The 17297-nt window shown below is 32.5% G+C and carries 26 protein-coding genes, 1 tRNA gene and 1 pseudogene; 13 read left to right on the plus strand and 15 right to left on the minus strand.

From position 1 onward, the window contains the following. Positions 1-31 precede the first annotated feature (31 nt). On the plus strand, positions 32-895 hold the full coding sequence (locus tag C5F50_RS10360; protein ID WP_179371260.1) for a prohibitin family protein: 864 nt from the start codon (positions 32-34) through the stop codon (positions 893-895). Between the two features lie 15 nt (positions 896-910). Here C5F50_RS10360 and C5F50_RS10365 read toward each other — a convergent pair whose 3' ends face one another. Together C5F50_RS10365 and C5F50_RS10370 are read right to left on the minus strand one after the other, a co-directional pair. After that, positions 911-1210, minus strand: a complete 300-nt coding sequence (locus C5F50_RS10365; RefSeq protein WP_179371261.1) for a hypothetical protein — start codon at positions 1208-1210, stop codon at positions 911-913. Between the two features lie 276 nt (positions 1211-1486). Then, positions 1487-1666, minus strand: coding sequence for a hypothetical protein (locus C5F50_RS10370; protein WP_246282040.1), 180 nt, complete (start codon positions 1664-1666; stop codon positions 1487-1489). Positions 1667-1852: 186 nt separating this feature from the next. Between C5F50_RS10370 and C5F50_RS10375 the strand changes: the two genes are divergently transcribed. Further along, entirely contained in the window at positions 1853-2329 is a 477-nt protein-coding gene (locus C5F50_RS10375) for a cupredoxin domain-containing protein (RefSeq protein WP_179371263.1), read from the plus strand. 5 nt (positions 2330-2334) lie between these two features. On the opposite strand, the gene C5F50_RS10380 is transcribed toward C5F50_RS10375, so the two are convergent. Further along, positions 2335-3204 carry a methyltransferase domain-containing protein gene (locus tag C5F50_RS10380; RefSeq protein WP_179371264.1) on the minus strand — a complete coding sequence of 290 codons (870 nt, stop codon included), beginning with the start codon at positions 3202-3204 and terminating at the stop codon, positions 2335-2337. Positions 3205-3295: 91 nt separating this feature from the next. Between C5F50_RS10380 and C5F50_RS10385 the strand changes: the two genes are divergently transcribed. Continuing rightward, entirely contained in the window at positions 3296-4489 is a 1194-nt protein-coding gene (locus C5F50_RS10385) for a hypothetical protein (protein ID WP_179371265.1), read from the plus strand. Between the two features lie 5 nt (positions 4490-4494). After that, positions 4495-5313 carry a SirB1 family protein gene (locus C5F50_RS10390; protein ID WP_179371266.1) on the plus strand — a complete coding sequence of 273 codons (819 nt, stop codon included), beginning with the start codon at positions 4495-4497 and terminating at the stop codon, positions 5311-5313. Here C5F50_RS10390 and C5F50_RS10395 read toward each other — a convergent pair. Both C5F50_RS10395 and C5F50_RS10400 read right to left on the minus strand, forming a co-directional pair. Further along, positions 5310-5480 carry a hypothetical protein gene (locus tag C5F50_RS10395; RefSeq protein ID WP_179371267.1) on the minus strand — a complete coding sequence of 57 codons (171 nt, stop codon included), beginning with the start codon at positions 5478-5480 and terminating at the stop codon, positions 5310-5312. The genes C5F50_RS10390 and C5F50_RS10395 overlap by 4 nt on opposite strands. A 251-nt stretch (positions 5481-5731) precedes the next feature. After that, complete coding sequence (locus tag C5F50_RS10400; protein ID WP_179371268.1) at positions 5732-6640, minus strand: CBS domain-containing protein; 909 nt, start codon at positions 6638-6640, stop codon at positions 5732-5734. Between the two features lie 125 nt (positions 6641-6765). On the opposite strand from C5F50_RS10400, the gene C5F50_RS10405 reads away from it, so the two are divergent. Together C5F50_RS10405 and C5F50_RS10410 are read left to right on the plus strand one after the other, a co-directional pair. Beyond that, complete coding sequence (locus C5F50_RS10405; RefSeq protein ID WP_179371269.1) at positions 6766-7599, plus strand: CBS domain-containing protein; 834 nt, start codon at positions 6766-6768, stop codon at positions 7597-7599. Between the two features lie 303 nt (positions 7600-7902). Continuing rightward, on the plus strand, positions 7903-8232 hold the full coding sequence (locus C5F50_RS10410; protein ID WP_179371270.1) for a winged helix-turn-helix domain-containing protein: 330 nt from the start codon (positions 7903-7905) through the stop codon (positions 8230-8232). A 9-nt stretch (positions 8233-8241) separates the two neighbouring features. On the opposite strand, the pseudogene C5F50_RS10415 reads toward C5F50_RS10410, so the two are convergent. Next, a pseudogene (locus C5F50_RS10415) lies at positions 8242-8831 on the minus strand (hypothetical protein). Between the two features lie 154 nt (positions 8832-8985). Here C5F50_RS10415 and C5F50_RS13325 point away from each other — a divergent pair. The 3 genes from C5F50_RS13325 to C5F50_RS10425 all read left to right on the plus strand — a co-directional run bounded on the left by C5F50_RS13325 (position 8986) and on the right by C5F50_RS10425 (position 10385). Further along, positions 8986-9114 (plus strand): hypothetical protein, encoded by a 129-nt coding sequence (locus C5F50_RS13325; RefSeq protein WP_280924455.1) that lies wholly within the window; start codon positions 8986-8988, stop codon positions 9112-9114. A 125-nt stretch (positions 9115-9239) separates the two neighbouring features. Beyond that, on the plus strand, positions 9240-9530 hold the full coding sequence (locus C5F50_RS10420) for a hypothetical protein (protein ID WP_179371271.1): 291 nt from the start codon (positions 9240-9242) through the stop codon (positions 9528-9530). 321 nt (positions 9531-9851) lie between these two features. Then, complete coding sequence (locus tag C5F50_RS10425; protein WP_179371272.1) at positions 9852-10385, plus strand: cupredoxin domain-containing protein; 534 nt, start codon at positions 9852-9854, stop codon at positions 10383-10385. Between the two features lie 444 nt (positions 10386-10829). Here the strand turns inward: C5F50_RS10425 and C5F50_RS10430 are convergent, their stop codons facing one another. Further along, positions 10830-11762 (minus strand): cupredoxin domain-containing protein, encoded by a 933-nt coding sequence (locus C5F50_RS10430; protein WP_179371273.1) that lies wholly within the window; start codon positions 11760-11762, stop codon positions 10830-10832. A gap of 95 nt (positions 11763-11857) precedes the next feature. Between C5F50_RS10430 and C5F50_RS10435 the strand changes: the two genes are divergently transcribed. Continuing rightward, on the plus strand, positions 11858-12187 hold the full coding sequence (locus C5F50_RS10435; RefSeq protein WP_179371274.1) for an ArsR/SmtB family transcription factor: 330 nt from the start codon (positions 11858-11860) through the stop codon (positions 12185-12187). Between the two features lie 484 nt (positions 12188-12671). Here the strand turns inward: C5F50_RS10435 and C5F50_RS10440 are convergent, their stop codons facing one another. After that, on the minus strand, positions 12672-12833 hold the full coding sequence (locus C5F50_RS10440; protein ID WP_179371275.1) for a hypothetical protein: 162 nt from the start codon (positions 12831-12833) through the stop codon (positions 12672-12674). Between the two features lie 36 nt (positions 12834-12869). Continuing rightward, positions 12870-12956: transfer RNA gene (locus C5F50_RS10445), tRNA-Ser, on the minus strand. 130 nt (positions 12957-13086) lie between these two features. Here C5F50_RS10445 and C5F50_RS10450 point away from each other — a divergent pair. Then, positions 13087-13332 carry a hypothetical protein gene (locus tag C5F50_RS10450; RefSeq protein WP_179371276.1) on the plus strand — a complete coding sequence of 82 codons (246 nt, stop codon included), beginning with the start codon at positions 13087-13089 and terminating at the stop codon, positions 13330-13332. A 226-nt stretch (positions 13333-13558) separates the two neighbouring features. On the opposite strand, the gene C5F50_RS10455 is transcribed toward C5F50_RS10450, so the two are convergent. Beyond that, the gene (locus tag C5F50_RS10455; RefSeq protein ID WP_179371277.1) at positions 13559-13753 is read right to left on the minus strand and encodes a hypothetical protein; all 195 of its coding nucleotides are present in this window, start codon (positions 13751-13753) and stop codon (positions 13559-13561) included. Positions 13754-13803: 50 nt separating this feature from the next. Continuing rightward, on the minus strand, positions 13804-14439 hold the full coding sequence (locus C5F50_RS10460) for a cysteine hydrolase family protein (RefSeq protein ID WP_246282041.1): 636 nt from the start codon (positions 14437-14439) through the stop codon (positions 13804-13806). A 139-nt stretch (positions 14440-14578) separates the two neighbouring features. Between C5F50_RS10460 and C5F50_RS10465 the strand changes: the two genes are divergently transcribed. Further along, positions 14579-15010: a universal stress protein gene (locus C5F50_RS10465; RefSeq protein WP_179371278.1), complete on the plus strand. Its 432-nt coding sequence runs from the start codon at positions 14579-14581 to the stop codon at positions 15008-15010. Between the two features lie 61 nt (positions 15011-15071). Here C5F50_RS10465 and C5F50_RS10470 read toward each other — a convergent pair whose 3' ends face one another. Further along, on the minus strand, positions 15072-15947 hold the full coding sequence (locus C5F50_RS10470) for an ATP cone domain-containing protein (RefSeq protein WP_342448763.1): 876 nt from the start codon (positions 15945-15947) through the stop codon (positions 15072-15074). Further along, positions 15944-16372 (minus strand): bifunctional nuclease family protein, encoded by a 429-nt coding sequence (locus tag C5F50_RS10475; RefSeq protein ID WP_179371279.1) that lies wholly within the window; start codon positions 16370-16372, stop codon positions 15944-15946. Before C5F50_RS10475 ends, C5F50_RS10470 begins: the two co-directional genes overlap by 4 nt. A 179-nt stretch (positions 16373-16551) precedes the next feature. Here C5F50_RS10475 and C5F50_RS13330 point away from each other — a divergent pair, with 179 nt between their 5' ends. Continuing rightward, positions 16552-16674 (plus strand): hypothetical protein, encoded by a 123-nt coding sequence (locus C5F50_RS13330; RefSeq protein ID WP_280924456.1) that lies wholly within the window; start codon positions 16552-16554, stop codon positions 16672-16674. A gap of 37 nt (positions 16675-16711) precedes the next feature. Here C5F50_RS13330 and C5F50_RS13335 read toward each other — a convergent pair whose 3' ends face one another. Together C5F50_RS13335 and C5F50_RS10480 are read right to left on the minus strand one after the other, a co-directional pair. Beyond that, positions 16712-16846 (minus strand): hypothetical protein, encoded by a 135-nt coding sequence (locus tag C5F50_RS13335; RefSeq protein WP_280924457.1) that lies wholly within the window; start codon positions 16844-16846, stop codon positions 16712-16714. 16 nt (positions 16847-16862) lie between these two features. Continuing rightward, the gene (locus tag C5F50_RS10480) at positions 16863-17297 is read right to left on the minus strand and encodes a universal stress protein (protein ID WP_179371280.1); all 435 of its coding nucleotides are present in this window, start codon (positions 17295-17297) and stop codon (positions 16863-16865) included.

Genomic DNA, 17297 nt, shown 5'->3' on the forward strand with positions numbered 1-17297 from the left:
GTATAATAGTAGGAAGAATAGACCAGTAATATTGTCAAAGTACCAATCACCCAAAGTTAATGTGAATATGAGTGCAGCAAAAGGGGTTGCAGTAGCAATTGTTCTTCTTATAATTATTGGAGTAGTAGCAACAGCTTCTGTAAAAATTGTTGATGCGGGGCACAGAGGGGTTCTATTGCATTGGAATGCAGTTGATCTGACACAACCCCCACTTGATGAAGGATTACATTTTGTGATTCCATTCCAAGATGAAGTAGTCAATATTGAAGTTCGTACACTAAAGTATGCAAGTGATGCTCGTAGTGCATCAAGAGATCTGCAAACAGTAGAGACAACTGTAACAGTAAACTACCATCCAGATAAAGAGGCAGTACATAGATTATACAAGAATTTAGGTCTTGATTATGAAAATAGGGTTATTCAACCAGCAATTGAAGAAACAGTAAAACAAGTTACTGCAAAATATAATGCCGAAGAACTAATTACAAAAAGACCGCTAGTCAAACAAGATATAGAAGTAGCAATTACCGAAAGATTAAATCAATTTGAAGTAGTTACAGACGTAATTTCAATTACTGATTTTGAATTCTCACCATTATTTGCTCAGGCAATTGAATCCAAAGTAGAAGCAGAACAAAATGCACTAAGAGCAGAAAATGACTTGAGAAGAATTGAAGTCGAGGCCAGACAAACTGAGGCAAACGCTGTGGGTTTAGCAAATGCAAACATTGCAGAAGCCAAAGGTGAGGCAGAGGCCATAGCAATTATCAATAGAGCGTTAGCCGAGAATCCAAACTATTTGGATTGGTTAAAGACGCAAGCATGGGATGGAAAACTACCACTTGTAGTTGGCGAAGGCGGAACACCATTTATTCAAATTCCAGTTAAGCCTTAAATCGTTTAGAGAAAACTATTCTTTATTTTTAGATTTATCCCTTATTGCATCATACATTGCAAGAAATTGTTCGGGTTCATTTTGCCTGTAATTTTTTTCAAGTAGTTGAATTTCCTTATGAGAGATTTGTTCTCCTTTGTTATGATAATACTCTTTAATAATTTCAGAAGGAGTTTTTTTAATATTATATTTTAAAAGTGTTTGATTAACAGATCTTTTGCAATACAAATCGTAAATTAAAAATCTGTAAGCAAGATAACCAGAGAGCCCTATAATTGCAACAATGATGATTGGGATTATGATGATAGATGCCATGTATTATGACACATGATTTTACTATTTCATTGTTTGTTCTTTTTTATAGAATTTTACTAGTAAATTGTATTCCAAAGAATACCCATTTTGTGTATTTTTTTTAATTTAACCAGTAGAAATTCTACCAAAATAACATGCATTATATGGCAGCCAAGAAAAAAGCAGCAGCTAAAACAACAAAAGCAAAGGCTTCAAAAAAGAAATAATCTTTTGAAACCTCATTTTTTTATTTATAATTTGATTCAGTACTATCTATGTAGATAATTCCAACGTATTTTAAGAACTACGCATAGAAACCTGATTTCCTACTGTATGATGGATTCCAATAATCAATTCTGAATGAGTAGTGATTACCATCAAAGTTTCACAGGAAAGACATAGAACTGATGGAACATAGTCAGCATTTGCTTCAGAAGGACCAATTGTAGCTAAAACTGCATCACATTTAATGTCCAATCCACCACAATTGACACATTTGGAAGGTCTATTCGATACACGCTTTATTTTATTGATAAAGTAATGAACCAAGATAGAAAAACTACCGCATTGGGATTCTTAAATTAACTGGTTTTTCTTTTTCCAAATTTTTTATTGAGAATAATCATGTAGTTTCTTTAAGGAGAAAAACAAAGTAGTACAATATTGCAGTCAAATGATAAAATTTTGATTATTGTAGCCTTGGTAGGCGGAATGGTGGCATTAGCAGTAATTGTAGGATTTATTGGACAAGGAAATGTCAGACATGTAACAATTTTCTGGCCAGAAAAAGTGGAACATACCATAATCTTTGAAGATATTGATGGAAAAACTCAGATCAGAGCAATAAAAGGCGTTGCAGGAGATGTCAATCCCACATTACTTTCACGTACATCATTTGCATACGTACTAACTGTGATTAATAACGGAACAACAAATCATAGACTTTACATCGAGGGATTTAATGTTCAAACAGATCTACTAGAACCAGGACAACAAGACATAATCACAATTTATCCTAACAAAGAAGGAGAATTTGCATATTATGACAAAAGACAAGATCTTATGCCACTGGGTAAGATCAAAATTGTGACAGTGGTTGCAAGTGATGAGTTTCAAGGAATTTGGAGGGATTTGATTTAAGGATTTTATTTTTTTCCAATAATCAAATCCACCTTATATGTCAGAGTCGCACGGGAATTGAGTTTTAAACTCCATGGGATGTAAGACGGATTTTTTGTTTTGGCAGAAATTTTGAATCCAAATTTTTCTAAATTTGTGCGCAATTGAGATTCGTCCAAGGATTTTCTGACAGAGTTTGCACCCCTATCAAAATCATACGGATCAGAGATTACAAAATATCCAGAAGAGATTTGTTTTGATACATGCTTTAGTAATTCTATAGGTTCTACTAATTCTAAAATATTTAGTGCCATTACCAAATCAAATTGCAAGTTTCCAAATACAGGAGATAATGAATCAGCTACAACATAATCAAGATTATTTTTGTAAGATTTTTTGGCAAACCTTAATGCACTAAATGATCTATCGATTCCAAAAACCATTTTGTTGGAATCAGCAAGAAACGAAGCCATAATTCCAATTGAGCAACCATGTTCCAATACAAAATTTGATTTTGATAATGTACCGAGATTATTTTTTATTAAAGAATAGAATTTTGAATGCTTGCTGTTTTGATATATTTTTGACCATCTTTCTTCAAGTAAAGTTCTATCATCAACAAAAATAATTTTTGACAAGGATGATTTCAAAAAACTTTTCATTTTTTCAGTGATTGCTAACTGATAGAGTTTCCCACCCAAAACTTTTCGATAAGAGAGATAATTTGAAAAATCATCCCAAAGAATAGGAATTTTCTCGATAATTGGGCATACAAGTTTACATTTTTTGCATTCTAAAATTCCTTCTTCAATTTCTTTTTTAATTTTGAATGCATCTAGTTCTAGTTTAGAACCACATTTGACACATCTCAAGAATTCAGGAGTAGATCCTAGCATTTCTGTTAAGTCAGAGAATCATGAACTAATAATTTCTTTGATGTCAAAATCAAGATAATGTTAAATGTAGTATTTTTTGATTTTATGCAAATTGGGAGAATTCGAAGAGTTTGCTGAGGCCCTATTTGGCCAATTATCAGTTGAAATTGATGAAGAAAGAGAAATCATGCAGCTTGCAATTAAAGCCAAAGAAGACATTGCAGGAAAGGTACAATTCAGTGAATTAGAAGAGATTGCAAAGGAGATATTTCCTATTTTCAAAGAAAAGGCAGAAGATTTTCTTGGAGTCAAAGTTCCAAGTGATCTTCAGTTAAAATTTCCAGAATTAGAAGATTTGAAAAGATTGAAAGGAGAGAAGGTATTTGCAGATTCAGAATCAAAGGAATTTGTCATAAAATTATTCAATGCAGTTGCAAAAGAAGATCTAAAAAATATTGCAGAACTCATGAAAGAAAACACTGCAAAATACTTGGTATATTCAACATACGCAATTCAATACATTTCTAAAATTACAACTACATATGGCGATTACCTTAATTCAGTAATTTATCTAAACAAATTCATTTTGTCAAGATATCCACAGATAATTCTCCACAAACAAGGAGAGCCATACGAATCAAGATTTGAAAATGTAAATTCAGGTTATCTTGGTGCAGTAAAGATGACAGTGCTCGAAGAATTAATTCATTCAGCTCAGGGAAATCTGCACCAAATAAACAAGAATGCTGCAATGGAGGTAAACAGAATCAACGAAGAACTAGCAGAGATAATTTTATCACTAGATACTGAAACTGTAAACAAACTTTCAGAGTATTGCCAGCTACAAGCAGTTCCAGATGATTTTCCTTTTGCAAAAAAAGCAAATCTATTTTTCTTTTTGAATCCAGATCATTTCCTAATTGAGCAAATTGGACCAGATGTAATGACATTCACACATGTAGAAATTGATCCAAAGATAGGAGAATCAATTCCACAACTACTAGACATTTACAAAAGATGGTTAGTTCCAATTCAACAACACCATGCAGCATTTACTGCAATGGAAGGAATGGCAGGATTTGCAATTGAGAATATTCTAAAAGAAGATCAAGACTTTCAGAATTATCTCACGACATTTATGGGAACAGATTTTTCATCATACCAGGTAAGAAAGAGCATGGGAAAGGATTTCACTAAAGCAATTTATGAAAAATTAGGCAAGAATACCTTCAAAAAAATGATCGAGATCCCCCCAAGCACAAGAGAGCTAAAAGATCCCCAATTATACCTAAAAAAACTGAGTTAGTACCATTGGAAGAAAAATTTGATCCATTAGTTGCAGAATGGTTTGCATTTGTAAAAAATCCAAATTTTAACTTGGTAGAAAAATGTCTAAAATTTGCTCAGATTCTAGAATATCCTGATCTAAATGTAGATGATTACATCAAAAAAATTAGTAAAATAGGAATGTCTCTCAAAGAGTCAATCAATGATGTTAAAAATCCAACATATCTAATTTCTATGTTAAATGAACATCTCTTTGAAAATTTAGGATTTAGTGGAGATGATGATGACTACTATAATCCGAAAAATAATTTCCTAAATGAAGTGATTGATAAAAAATCAGGAATCCCAATCACACTATCAATTCTATATGTAGAAGTTGCAAAGTTTGTAGGACTAGATCTTAAGATAGTGGGATTTCCAGGTCACGTACTAGTAAAATATAATGAAGAAATGATTTTAGATCCATTTTATGATGGTCGCCTTGTAGATGTAGATGACTTGCAAGAAATTTTGGATGTTAATTTTGGAGGAGAATTAGAATTTCAACCAGAATATCTAGATGAGGTAAAACCAGAACAAATTCTTGTTAGAATGACTCGTAATTTAAAAAACTCCTATGTGCAATCATTTGTTTATGATAAAGCATTACTATGTGTCAACATGGTTTTAGCAATAGAACCTGAATCCCCAGAAGACATCAGAGATAAAGGAATTTTAGAAGAAAGAATGCTAAATTCGGAAACTGCATTGAAATATTTGAATAAATATTTGGAAATTAATCCAAACGCAGAAGATGTAGATTTTATTTTAGAATTAATTAGAAGTATAAAATCAAAAAATTAATCAATGATGGAATCTATATCATTGCCTTTCTTAATCATAGATATTTCATGACGAGCGATTTTATTTCTAAATGCTTTTTTGAGAATATCTACTTCGCTTCTAAGTAATGCAATTTCATCTTCAAGTTTTGCAACTCGCTCATAGATGGTTTCAGCTTCTGAACTCATGATTATCTATCAAGAAAAAATTGTCTTAAAAAGTTATGGGTAAATATTTTGATGGTGAGGTTAGCTTTTTGAACTATAATTCCTTCTCTTTGTATTCACATATAGTTAACATAGGAAATTTGACTATTTCTTTTAATGAGTAGCTATTTCAGGCCGTTAAATTTCATTTTTGAGAGTCAGATGGATTATTCATGGACATCACAGAAGTTTTGTAATATTATTAGGGATTATGAAGTTTGACTATAATGGGTTTAGACATCAATATTCTTTCCACAATGAGGACAAATTGTTTTTTCAGATTCTAGTTCATATGATTCGGCTATCCTCTCAGTCATTAAGACATTACAAACATCCCAAGGAGTAATTGAAATGTCCTTATAAACAACATATGGGTGATCCATTTCATACATCATTGTACAAAGCTGTCTAATATTCAGATCTTCTTTGATTACGGCCACATTCTCTAATTCTACTTGATTAATTTGGATATCTAAAAAATTGTCAACATCAGGATTAAATTTCAGTATTTTTGAAATTTCTTTTAGTATTAATCGATCACTGATAAATTGATCCGAAAATTCCAGCAGAATCTTTCGAGTATTATGTTTAAACATTAATTCAACAATGGTTCTCAATGAATCATCGGGTTGAAAAGTGATCATTTTCTTTTTTGGCATTGAAGAAATACAAGTATTAGTTTTGCATCTTATTCCAACTTCCAACATTTTTCTTGCCGAAATGGGTGAATATCCTTGAAAAGAATTAGGGGTAATTGCAAAAGCTCGTCTAGAGGCTTTCCATTTATCCATCAAATCTTGGAATGTTATCATTTTTTCTACAATAAGTAAATCCTTAAACATAATTTCTTGGACTTTGGTTTCATATTGAGAATTACTAGTAGGATTTGCTCGTATGTAATTTAATAAATCATAACCACCAATCATCCCTATGGGATTATGATCATCATCTCTAATTACAATCGAGTCGACTGAGGATTCAAGATATTGAACACACATTTCAGTAGCTATGTACACTTCACGTTCTTTGTTTAGATATACACATGGAGTGTCAGTCAAACTGTCAGAAAATATTTGCTCTAGGGTTAATTCAGAAATATCATATTTTGGAGGGGATATCCAAGGCCTCACAATATTATGCACACACATTAATGCTATTTCAAATGCTTTTTGATTATTCGTAATGAGAATAACCTAATTTTTAGTAGATCTTATCAAATGTGATAATTATTGATTGCTGCTTTATGTAACAAAACCAACTATAGTATATGCCACAGAACATTCCAATAGCAGAAAGAACACTTGGTGAATTACTTCCAGAAAGACTGACATGGTCACTATGTGTCCATATTGACAAAGGAAAAGAAGTGTGGGTTGTAACTGGAATGCTGGTTCAATACTTGGAATCAGCCACAGATTCAATCATTGTAAGAGATAAGGAACACAATCCAATTGGCACAATTGGAGGAAAAGAAATCATGGAGAATTTGTCAAAGAATCCAACTTTGAGTTTATTCTATGGAACCAAAGTGGAAGACATTATGGAGCCAAATCCAGTTACTGTCTCAAAGGAAACAAAATACAAAGATTTGATGAATTTTTGGAAGGAGAGAGGAAGAGCTTATGCTGTAATTCCTAATGAGTGGGGGTTTTACTCTGCAATTTCTGCACAAAAAATTCTAGAGATTGGCAAGAGATGTAAAACTAACCTTACAATTGAAGACTTGCCAAAAAAGAAACCAGTGACCTTCAAAAAAGGAGATACGTTTGGCAGCGTCATTAATTCAATGTTTGATAACAAAGCAAGAAAGATTTTGCTAGAAGGTTCCAACAAGTATCTTAGTGACAGATTGATTATTGAAGCCATTTCAGAGAAAATGAAGCATCTAAAAGAGACAGATGACTTTCTAAATGAATCAGTCGACATTGTAGATTTAGAAGAAGCAAAAGTAATTGGCGATAATTTGAAAATTAATGAAGTGGCATCTATGATGCATGATATGGCTCATCCATTTATTATTTACAAAGATTGGCTTGTAACACCGTGGGATATTTGCAAGGTTTTACTGTCTCCAGAAATTACAGAATACGTAGTAAAATGAAATATTGACTATTTCTTTTAATGGATGGATTTTAGATTCACAGATATTCTCAAATATCTTAGTGGATTCAAACTCATCCCACTAGAAATGACTTGGAGAACATAATCAAGAGCATAGATGTTACACTTTAGCGAATTTTGTTGTAGGAATTAGACATAGTGAGAATTTTGCATGAAAAAGTTCAAAGTATTATATTTTCATTAATTTTTAAAAAAATTAGAGAAATTCTATGGTAAATGACATATTGTATTTGTAAGACAGTGTGTACTCAATAGTTATATCAAAATTAAACGAATACAAGGTATGCAAACTTTACAACATATCTTCAAAATTGAAGAACAGGAAAGAAAAGACGGCATACTTGAGATTTTATCTGACAAGTATTGCAGGATCATTTTAGAATCTATTATGCACAAGCCAAAATCTGCAATAGAAATAACAGCCGAGGCCAACATACCAATGAGTACTGTATATAGAAGAATCCAAACACTTCATGACAATAACTTGGTCAAAACATCAGGAATCATTACAGACGACGGAAAGAGACTATTCCTGTATAAAAGCAAGATAAAAGGAATTCAAAGCAGATTCAATGATGGAAAAACAGAAGTTGAGTTAATACTCAACAACTAATTTTTGTTTCTAATATTCATGTTCGTTAAAGTCATCACCTAATGCAATTGTGATAATTACTGTAGTTTCAGTTAATTGTGATTTGACGGTTTGTTCTGGCAAGAATTCATGAAATATCTCCTTTAGGAGTTGTTCAGCAAGTAATGACCAATTCATGCCAAGTCCGTGTTGTATGATAAAGTGATGCAAAGATCCTTCTGTTCGGTGGGGTCTGACTTCATTCCAGATGCCATCATGTAATCCTCAAGTGTTTCCATGCAACGTTTTAGATCATATTTTCCCTTCATGAACATTACATTGTCTTTGATGACAGGTTTTAGAATGTCTACTATCATGTTGATATCCCGGCTTTCCAAATCAATTCCAAGTGATGTCAAGATTCCTTTTGGAACAGGCATCATCCCAATTTTATCTAAGAATTTATCCCATCGGTTATATTTTTCAAGAATTTGTTTTACCAAAACATTATGAGATATTCCCTTTTGGATTGCTTCGTTTTCTAGTTCTGAAACCAATTTTTCTGGTAGTCGATAAGTGACGGTTCTTGTTTTTTCCTTTTTTGTAATGGTGGATTTTGTTTTTACTGTAGAGACATCCATGATTCTACAATGTTAAGATCATACTTAAATTAAAATCAACATATTCAGGATATTAGCAACATGTGTTATCAAATATGATAATCTGCGAATTAAGTATATTTTTCAATTCTATAATTGGAACATGGGCAAATTTTGCAAAAAATGTGGAAGATTAATGAAGAATATCAGTGCCACACATTGCTCTGATGAATGTCTTTTATCAGATGTTAAGAATAGCAAGTCTCTGGACAAATCATCAAAAGGTGCAGAAACATGGACTGAAGAAGCAGATCCTTGGAAATAATTTATACATAAAATTTAACACAATTTAAAAAAATTTCTATTTTTTGATCCTGGTATCAGATATGATAATTTTGATCATGTGTTTATGGAATGTGAGCGGGAAAACCCAAACCCTTTAGGGTTGGGATGAGAGCGAACACACCACAACTCAAAGCAAAACACAATCAAATATTCAAATACAATATGCGTGTAAGAAAACCAATGACATATGATACCACAGGAACTGTGGGAATCATCAAAATACAAACGCCTGAGTCTGAAAAGACAATCCCCGACCAAGGGATGCGAGAGCCACAACCACAAACGTCTGCGAAAGCAACTTTGAGGCTCGATGAAGCAGAAAGCCACGATGCTTTGGCGAGTGGTAGTTCACATGATTATTACATACACATTATGGATAACAGCCAACTGAAATGAAAATGATTTGAGTGATCGAGTCAACGTTTGATCTTGGAATCTTTCTATGTTCAGAAGACTGTTGTCTATCATCTCCAGAACTAACAAAAAATGTGGAAAGGAAAGTTGTGGAGTTCGTCATATTATGTCAGAACTGCAGGGCATGTATCTGCATAGACTGTTAAGAGATGCATCAGAGAACAAGAAAAGTAGGCGATTCATCCACATCAAGTACGGCAGTCATCTTGCCTCAAAATTATAAAATCAGACTCAAAAAAAAATCAAAGTCAGACATGATAATTAGGACTGATTCATATTAATAATGACTCCCAATTAACATCATTGATTCAAATCATATTAATTAGAATAGCCGTATGGTCGATTATTTTTTCAATTTCCACAGTTTATGCTGAAGAGATGATCATTACAATACCTCAAGGGGATCACACCAGAGAATTAAAAACAGTAATTGAATGGTATGTTCCAATTAATCACGATGTAGAAATTGGAGATGTAGTAACTTGGAAAAATGATGACATAACAGGACATACTGTTACAAGCGGCAAAGGAATTGGGTTTTTAGGCGATCCTGAAACAGACAAGGCACAACCAGACGGTTATTTTGATAGTGGAGTAATTTTGCCAGGCAAATCATGGTCATTTACATTCAAAGAAAAAGGATTTTTTGAATATACATGCATAATTCATCCTTGGGTGGAAAGAAGCATTACTGTATTGGAGCCAGGTGTTCAAATCAAAGACATTAGAATAAGCTATGCTCTAATTGGGACGATAAGTACCATCATCGTAATTATTGTAGGTACCATAATTATCATCAATTTAAGACGCAGATATTTAGAAAAAAACCCTAAATGAATTACAGAGTATTTAGGATTTAATTAGATAAACAACAAGATCCTAAAGTATTCTGATCTTCAGGATTATTCTTCATCAAGAATTGCCCAAGACAGTCCCAGTAGTTGTTCCCAAGATTCAGATGTGTAATCATTTGACATGACATATAGTTACAAAATTTACTTAAAACCCTAATGAACAAATAATTCATAGGAATCATCAGTATTCCCTAAATACTAAAATGCCATATTGTATTCAATTGGGACTCTCACCAAGTACATAATCAGTTTTGATCTCAGTTCTAATTATCAAAAGTTTTAGGATTTATCCTCTGAAATCATATTTTTTCTCCAAACAATTTCAGGCATTTGGGGCAATAGTCTTTGCTTTTACCATCAGGTAATTTTGTATGTAATAATTCCACATCTTTGTGAAGAGGACAAAAATCCATTTAGAATTGGATTGTCACCCTAAGACAATCAAAGTTCCAGTCATCATTGGATGATCTGCATCACATTGTCCAGTTGCTGAATTAAATGGCAATCCACAGGAAAATGTAAAAGTTCCTGCTTTGTCTGCAACAAACTGAATTGTTTCACTACCTATTCTGGGCTCAAGAATTTTTGTGCTAACACCAAATTCAGGAATTGTAAATGTATGAGTGTGCTTACGTGGATTTGAGATATTTAATACTATAGTATCACCTTCATTTACAACAATAAGATTTGGATTCCATTGGTGGAGCTCCACAAGAGAAGTTGTTTCTTGGCCCTCTTCATTTTCTACTTCAGCAGAAAATTTAACTTCATCTAAAATAATATCAAATGTTCTTGTTTGAGGCCCAGTTGATGATTGCAAATCTGCCAATGATGCTGAGCTTTGTGTAGACATTCCACCCATCATCATACCAGAACCCATCATGTTATTTCCCATCATGTTTCCACCCATCATGTTATTTCCCATCATGTTTCCACCCATCATGTTCATTATGTCTGGATTATTCATCATAGAATTCATCATTTCTTGATTGTTCATCATCATGTCCATCATTTGTTGTTGCATCTGTGGGTCATTCATCATGTTATTCATCACAGGGTTCATCATTTGGTTCATCATTTGGTTCATGTGTTGAGGATTAGACATCATCATGTCATGCATATATTGCATTGTTTGAGGATCATTCATCATGTTTCCCATCCACTGATTCATGGCTTGTGGATTTTGCATCATTTGTTTATGCCATTGATTCATAGATGCAGGATCATTCATCATTTGTTGCATCTGTTGAGGAGTCATCATCATGGGTGTTGCTGTTGATTGTAATGCTGTATATCCTATACCTAAACCTGCAAAAAATACTCCAACTGCAATACCAATCAAAATACCCTGACTTACCATAATATTTAGGAAGTTAAATTTATCTTATTAAATTTAATGTTTATTTTCAAACGACATAATTATGTATTTATATAATCATATCATTAATTGATGATATGTTAAGTCAACAATCAGACAAACTCGAACTAAAAGCTAAACTGTTTCGTGGTTTTGGAGATGTTACAAGACTATCCATACTAGAGTCAGTATCTGATGAAGAAAAAACAGTAACTGAAATTTCAGAAGAGTTGAAACAGAGTCAGTCAAATATTTCTAATCATCTGTCATGTCTCTCAGAATGTGGATTGGTCAAAAGCAGAAAAGATGGCAAAAATAGGTTTTATAGTATAGGGAACAAAAGAGTTGCCAAACTTCTCAAACAAGGAGATGATGTGTTAGAAGACATAGCAGATGGAATCTATTCTTGTGTGAATTACAAAAAATAGATTCAGATTCAATTTTGGAAGCTAGATTGATTATCCTTCATCGGAGGATGGCTTGGTCAGCGAATAATCATTGTGAATATCTAGTCATAATTTATAGATGTCAGCCAGCTTTCGAAAATACAATGATCAGTTAATCTAATAAAATTTTGTCACATTAACAGAAAAACATCAAATCTCTCAAAGCGTGGAGTCGTAAAGGATACGATAGTCTTTGAGAGTTTATTGATGTTAACAATACTAGATCAAATTGCTTTATTGATTGTTGTATGTGCAAAATAGCCAATCATTTTTTGACTTTAGATCTATATTTCACTTAGAGATGAAATACGCGGTTATTGAAATTATCACCAGACAACAAAACGTTGTTGGTCTTAAATTTCAATTTTATTTCTTTAAATAAAATTTTTTGAGAACTTCATAAATCGTCAATATCTAGCAATGGGAGAGATATATGAAATATAATTAGTGTATTTGACAACTTTAACTATAATTCAAATTCTTGGCGACATTTTTCACATTTTCCTCTCTCTTGTCCAGGTGGACCTAAAAGGAATACTTTGCCAATTGTTTTACAAACAGGACACATTCCAGTAGTTGCGTTTTTTGGACCAGTGCGAATAATTTTTTGTGTTTTTCTTCGTCCCATTGAAAAAACTTCTCAAATCGGTCTATTAAGTTTTAATGGCGCGGGGAGGGGGATTTGAACCCCCGTGTCCTTGCGGACATAGGATTAGCAATCCTACGCCCTACCAGGCTAGGCGACCCCCGCATAAAGATGCCTAGATTTAATCTGTAAATAAGTCAAACTTTGTTAGGTATTATTTGCAGTTTACCAGTATACTCAAGTCTATTCGCGGTGTACCACAAGTCTTTTAGCTAAGTAATGTCAATTATATCACATGAAAACAGTGTCAACTAAATTATCTTCAGAAAACTATGAGAAATTCCAAGAAATATGCAATCATGATGGAAAATGTATCTCAGAAGGATTACGGGATCTACTGAAAATGGATACTGAAGATTATGAAGAAGAATTAGAATTGGAAGAATCTAAAATTATTGTTGAACCTGTGTCTGAAGAACCCCTGCCAATTGCATATGGGAAAATCTTGGATGATTATGAAAATATTATTGGGACATTTTAGAAAATAGAGTTTAGAATCTAAGAAACTGATAAAAGAACATCCAGAATGTGATTACTCTATTAGACAGATAGTGCATAGTATAGTATCGTAGTGGTGTGAGTTTGCATATCCATTAGGAAGGACTGAATTAACTACTCAGCTACGAAAAAGAGATTTAGAATCTAATTATCAAATTCTGTTCTATCAAAAACATCACCTACTTCATGATTTTTATTTTTTGTATATCTTAAGCGAATAATTTCGTGTTGTAATCTTGAATTTCTCTATCTTCATCTTTTGTTAGTTCTTCATTTTCAAATGTATGTTGTATTTCTGTAATTAATTCAGTACATTTTTGAACCATTTCTTCAGGTCTTAAATCATAACTTCTAAGGCTTAGCCATCGGTCTGTTAATTTTTTGAAATCCTTTGAATGACTCAATTACAAATTCCCTACAAGAATTATGAACTTAAACATTTAGAGTTTAGAATCTAATCTTTGACGTGATTTTGAAAATGCTTTATCAAATCATTTGTAGAGACAATCCAGAGTTGTTCTGGAAATCTATCAAATATTCCTCTTGCATGTTTTTGACCTTGTTTTTTACTGCTTGCACATGCATCCATTACTACTATCACATAATATCCTAAATGAATGGCATCTAACACACTTGAAAGAACACAATAATCAGTTTCGATACCTGTAAAAACCAAGATTTTTGTAGATCTCTTTTTTATTTTAGAGTGAAAATTGCCTGCCATGAATATTGATGCCGATTTTTTTCTACTGATGACAATTGAATTTGGAATGTACGGGATAAAATCATCAATTAAATTTAATGCTTCAGTTCCCAGAATATTTGGTGTGATTTTTTGATTTATTCTATAGTATGTTTGCCAAGAATCCTGTTCATGTTCCCAATTCCTAGGAGGTGTGAAGCGAGTAAATATTACATTTTGTATTCCAATATTTTTAATTAGTTTTTCAATATTTGGAATTATGGATAATAATTTTTTATTCATCCAAGGAGATTTTTTTTCAGTCAAGAACAATTTCTGCATATCTACAACCACTAGTGTTATTTTTGAACTAGTCTTTACATCTACATGCCATTCAGGTTCAGTCAAAACACTACTAATAATGATATTTGTTTTTCATACTAATGTGTATGTGTAATCTCAAATTTTTTTTTTCTTTGATAGAGTTGATTTTCAAGATCAACAATCACCTTTTGAAATAAATATGAAGCATATCTTCTGTTTTTTTATGAGTGCTGAGAAAATTATGGTTTGTTTGGATGGTTCAAAAAATTCTCTACGAGGATTAGATGCGGCAATTTTGTTTGCAAAACAATCAGATGCAATGATTCTTGGCGTTCATAGTGATACAAGTTTCAGTGCATTTTCTGCTGTTCGTACACCTATACTCCCAGAGGAAAAATGGACAAATGAAGTGAGAGAATTGATACATGTTGCAAAGAAAAAAGTAGAGAAAAATAAAATTAAATTTGAAGGAATTGTTATTGGAGGGCATACTTCAGGGATTGACTTAACCACATTTGCTAACAATCCTGCAAACAAGATTGATCAAATTGTTATAGGATCAAGAGGAATGGGATTTCCAAAAGAGTTATTTTTTGGAAGTACATCAAACTTTGTCTTACATAAAGCAAAGGCTCCTGTAACCATAGTGAAATAATTGTCGAGTTATAATTACAACCTTTAAAGAGATTATTGATTTTTTATTGATATGGTTAGGATTATTTTGGATAAAATATCCCTTCAACCAATTTTTGTAAGTTTTTTATTCTCTTTTTAGAGATTCCAGTCATTCTTGCAATCTTGGCTTCATCATATCTCAAAAGATCTTTTGCAATCATCAGATTGCACTCAGAAAAGATTCCCAGTTCATTTTGAGACAAATTAAGAATTGTGATTGGGTAAAGATTGTGTTTTTCGATTATTTTTTCCAGACTGTTTGTTGCAGGGTATCTCCAAGAGAATATTTGCTGTCCTACACATTTGGCATATTTTTTTGCATGATTTGAGATTTTGGTGTTGCAAAAAACTACCTCACCTGAAAATTTTGGTTGCAGATCAAGAAATCTTGCATGTGTGTATAATGATTCTTTTAGACCAACATATGCTCCACGGAGGGAATGATACTTGCATTCAATCAGAAATTCTCTATCATCTTTACTTCCTATCAAATCAATTTCATGAGTTGCGCATTTTCCATGAATTTTTGATCTTATGCCTGTTACTCGATAATCATAATATTCCAATATAGATGCAATATAATTTTCAAATGCAAATCCTGCAGGACCCATTCTCATAATTGCATCTTTTAATTGATATCTCTGATGCAAGGCTTTGAGTCCCCTTTCTTCAGAAATAGCTTGAAGAACTTTTTTGTAAATGTCATTTGAGGTCATGTCTCTGTATACTTCAGATTTGACTTTTTTTAAAATCCGTTTTGCAGTATGCCTACTAGCTCCTGCCCTAATGCATGTGCTGAGAATCTTGTTTTCATTGAATTTGACTCTTCTTCCATCAGATTTGTAGATAAAGAATTTTCTAGGTGTTATAACTTGGCTTGATTTTGATGTGATTAATCTTTTACTTTGTAGAATCAGTTTTTTTCAATTTCACTTTTTTCTATACTTTTCAACATAGATTTTCTTACAAGAATTGGAATGTTGTAGTAAGTTGCCAATGCTATGGCATCAGATGCCCTGAAATTTCTAAACACCATGTCCTTTTTTCCAGTAAAATACAGATTTGCTCTGAAAATCCCTCCACTTTCATAGATTTTGACTCGGACTAGAAGGATTTCATTTTCCTCACAAATTTGCTCAACTAATCGGTATATCGTTGGTGGATCATCACGTTTTCCATCAACAAAATCAGAGATAATCTTTGCAACTTCAGATGAAAAACCAGACATTACGAATTCAACTTTTTCATCTTTGAGTAATACTGCGCCTGTATGTGAATCAACAATTCCAATTTGGTCTACCTTAACTGTCTCGTAATCAGTATCTATTTCATCAATTTTCATTGGCATTCTTTCATCACTTTTTGGTTTTCTTCATCTGATTTTGATTTTCCAAACAACCCCATGAATATTTTGCAACAATTATGAACTTAAACCCACGTATTATTTTCAAAAATGAACTTAAGCGTTTTGAAATTTCGGATTTATGCCTTCTTTATGTATGATGAACTGTCTATTACAATATGATAACAAAAGAACAAAAACTAGAAATCTTTGAAGATACAATTTCAGATCTTAGAAAAAAATTCGTTGAATCGAATAAAGAACGCCTATCTGAACAGTATCGAAAACTACCTTTAGACTAGAGTTTAGAATCCAGCACTTTCTTGAGAATTTTCAGTCTCACTCATCAAACTCTGAATGATCGCATTTTGGACAATAGTATTCAGTTGGCATGTTAATTTGTTCATTACTTCTCCTCTCTTCTTGTGGGTTTTTGATATTCATTGGAACATCACATTTTTTACAAGTTCTCAATGCGAAGAATCACCCTTTATTTTACAATCATAACGGGACATTTAGCCATTTGACTTACCTTATTGCTTACACTACCCAAAAGAAATTTGTTAAATCCGCCTCTGCCGTGGGATCCAATAACAATTAGATCTATTTTATTTGAATTTGAAAATGTAATTATCTGATTCGAGACAGATTTTGTTTCAAGAATATTTAACGAAATTGGAATGTTTGCATCTTTTGCAGGCTTTTCCAATTTTGAAAGAAAGTCTTTTGCAAACTTTTTGGCATCGTTCATTATCTTTTTGTTTGTTCTTTTATCAATGTACCATGCACCAACATCTTCCTTTTCTAAACATGTTAAGACATTGATTTTGGCGTTATTGTTTTTTGCAATATCAAGTGCTATTCTAAATGCTTTTAGTGAATATGTTGACCCATCAACAGGTACAAGAATTTTTGTTATTGCCAT

The sequence above is a fragment of the Nitrosopumilus ureiphilus genome, from assembly GCF_013407185.1.
GTDB lineage: Archaea > Thermoproteota > Nitrososphaeria > Nitrososphaerales > Nitrosopumilaceae > Nitrosopumilus > Nitrosopumilus ureiphilus.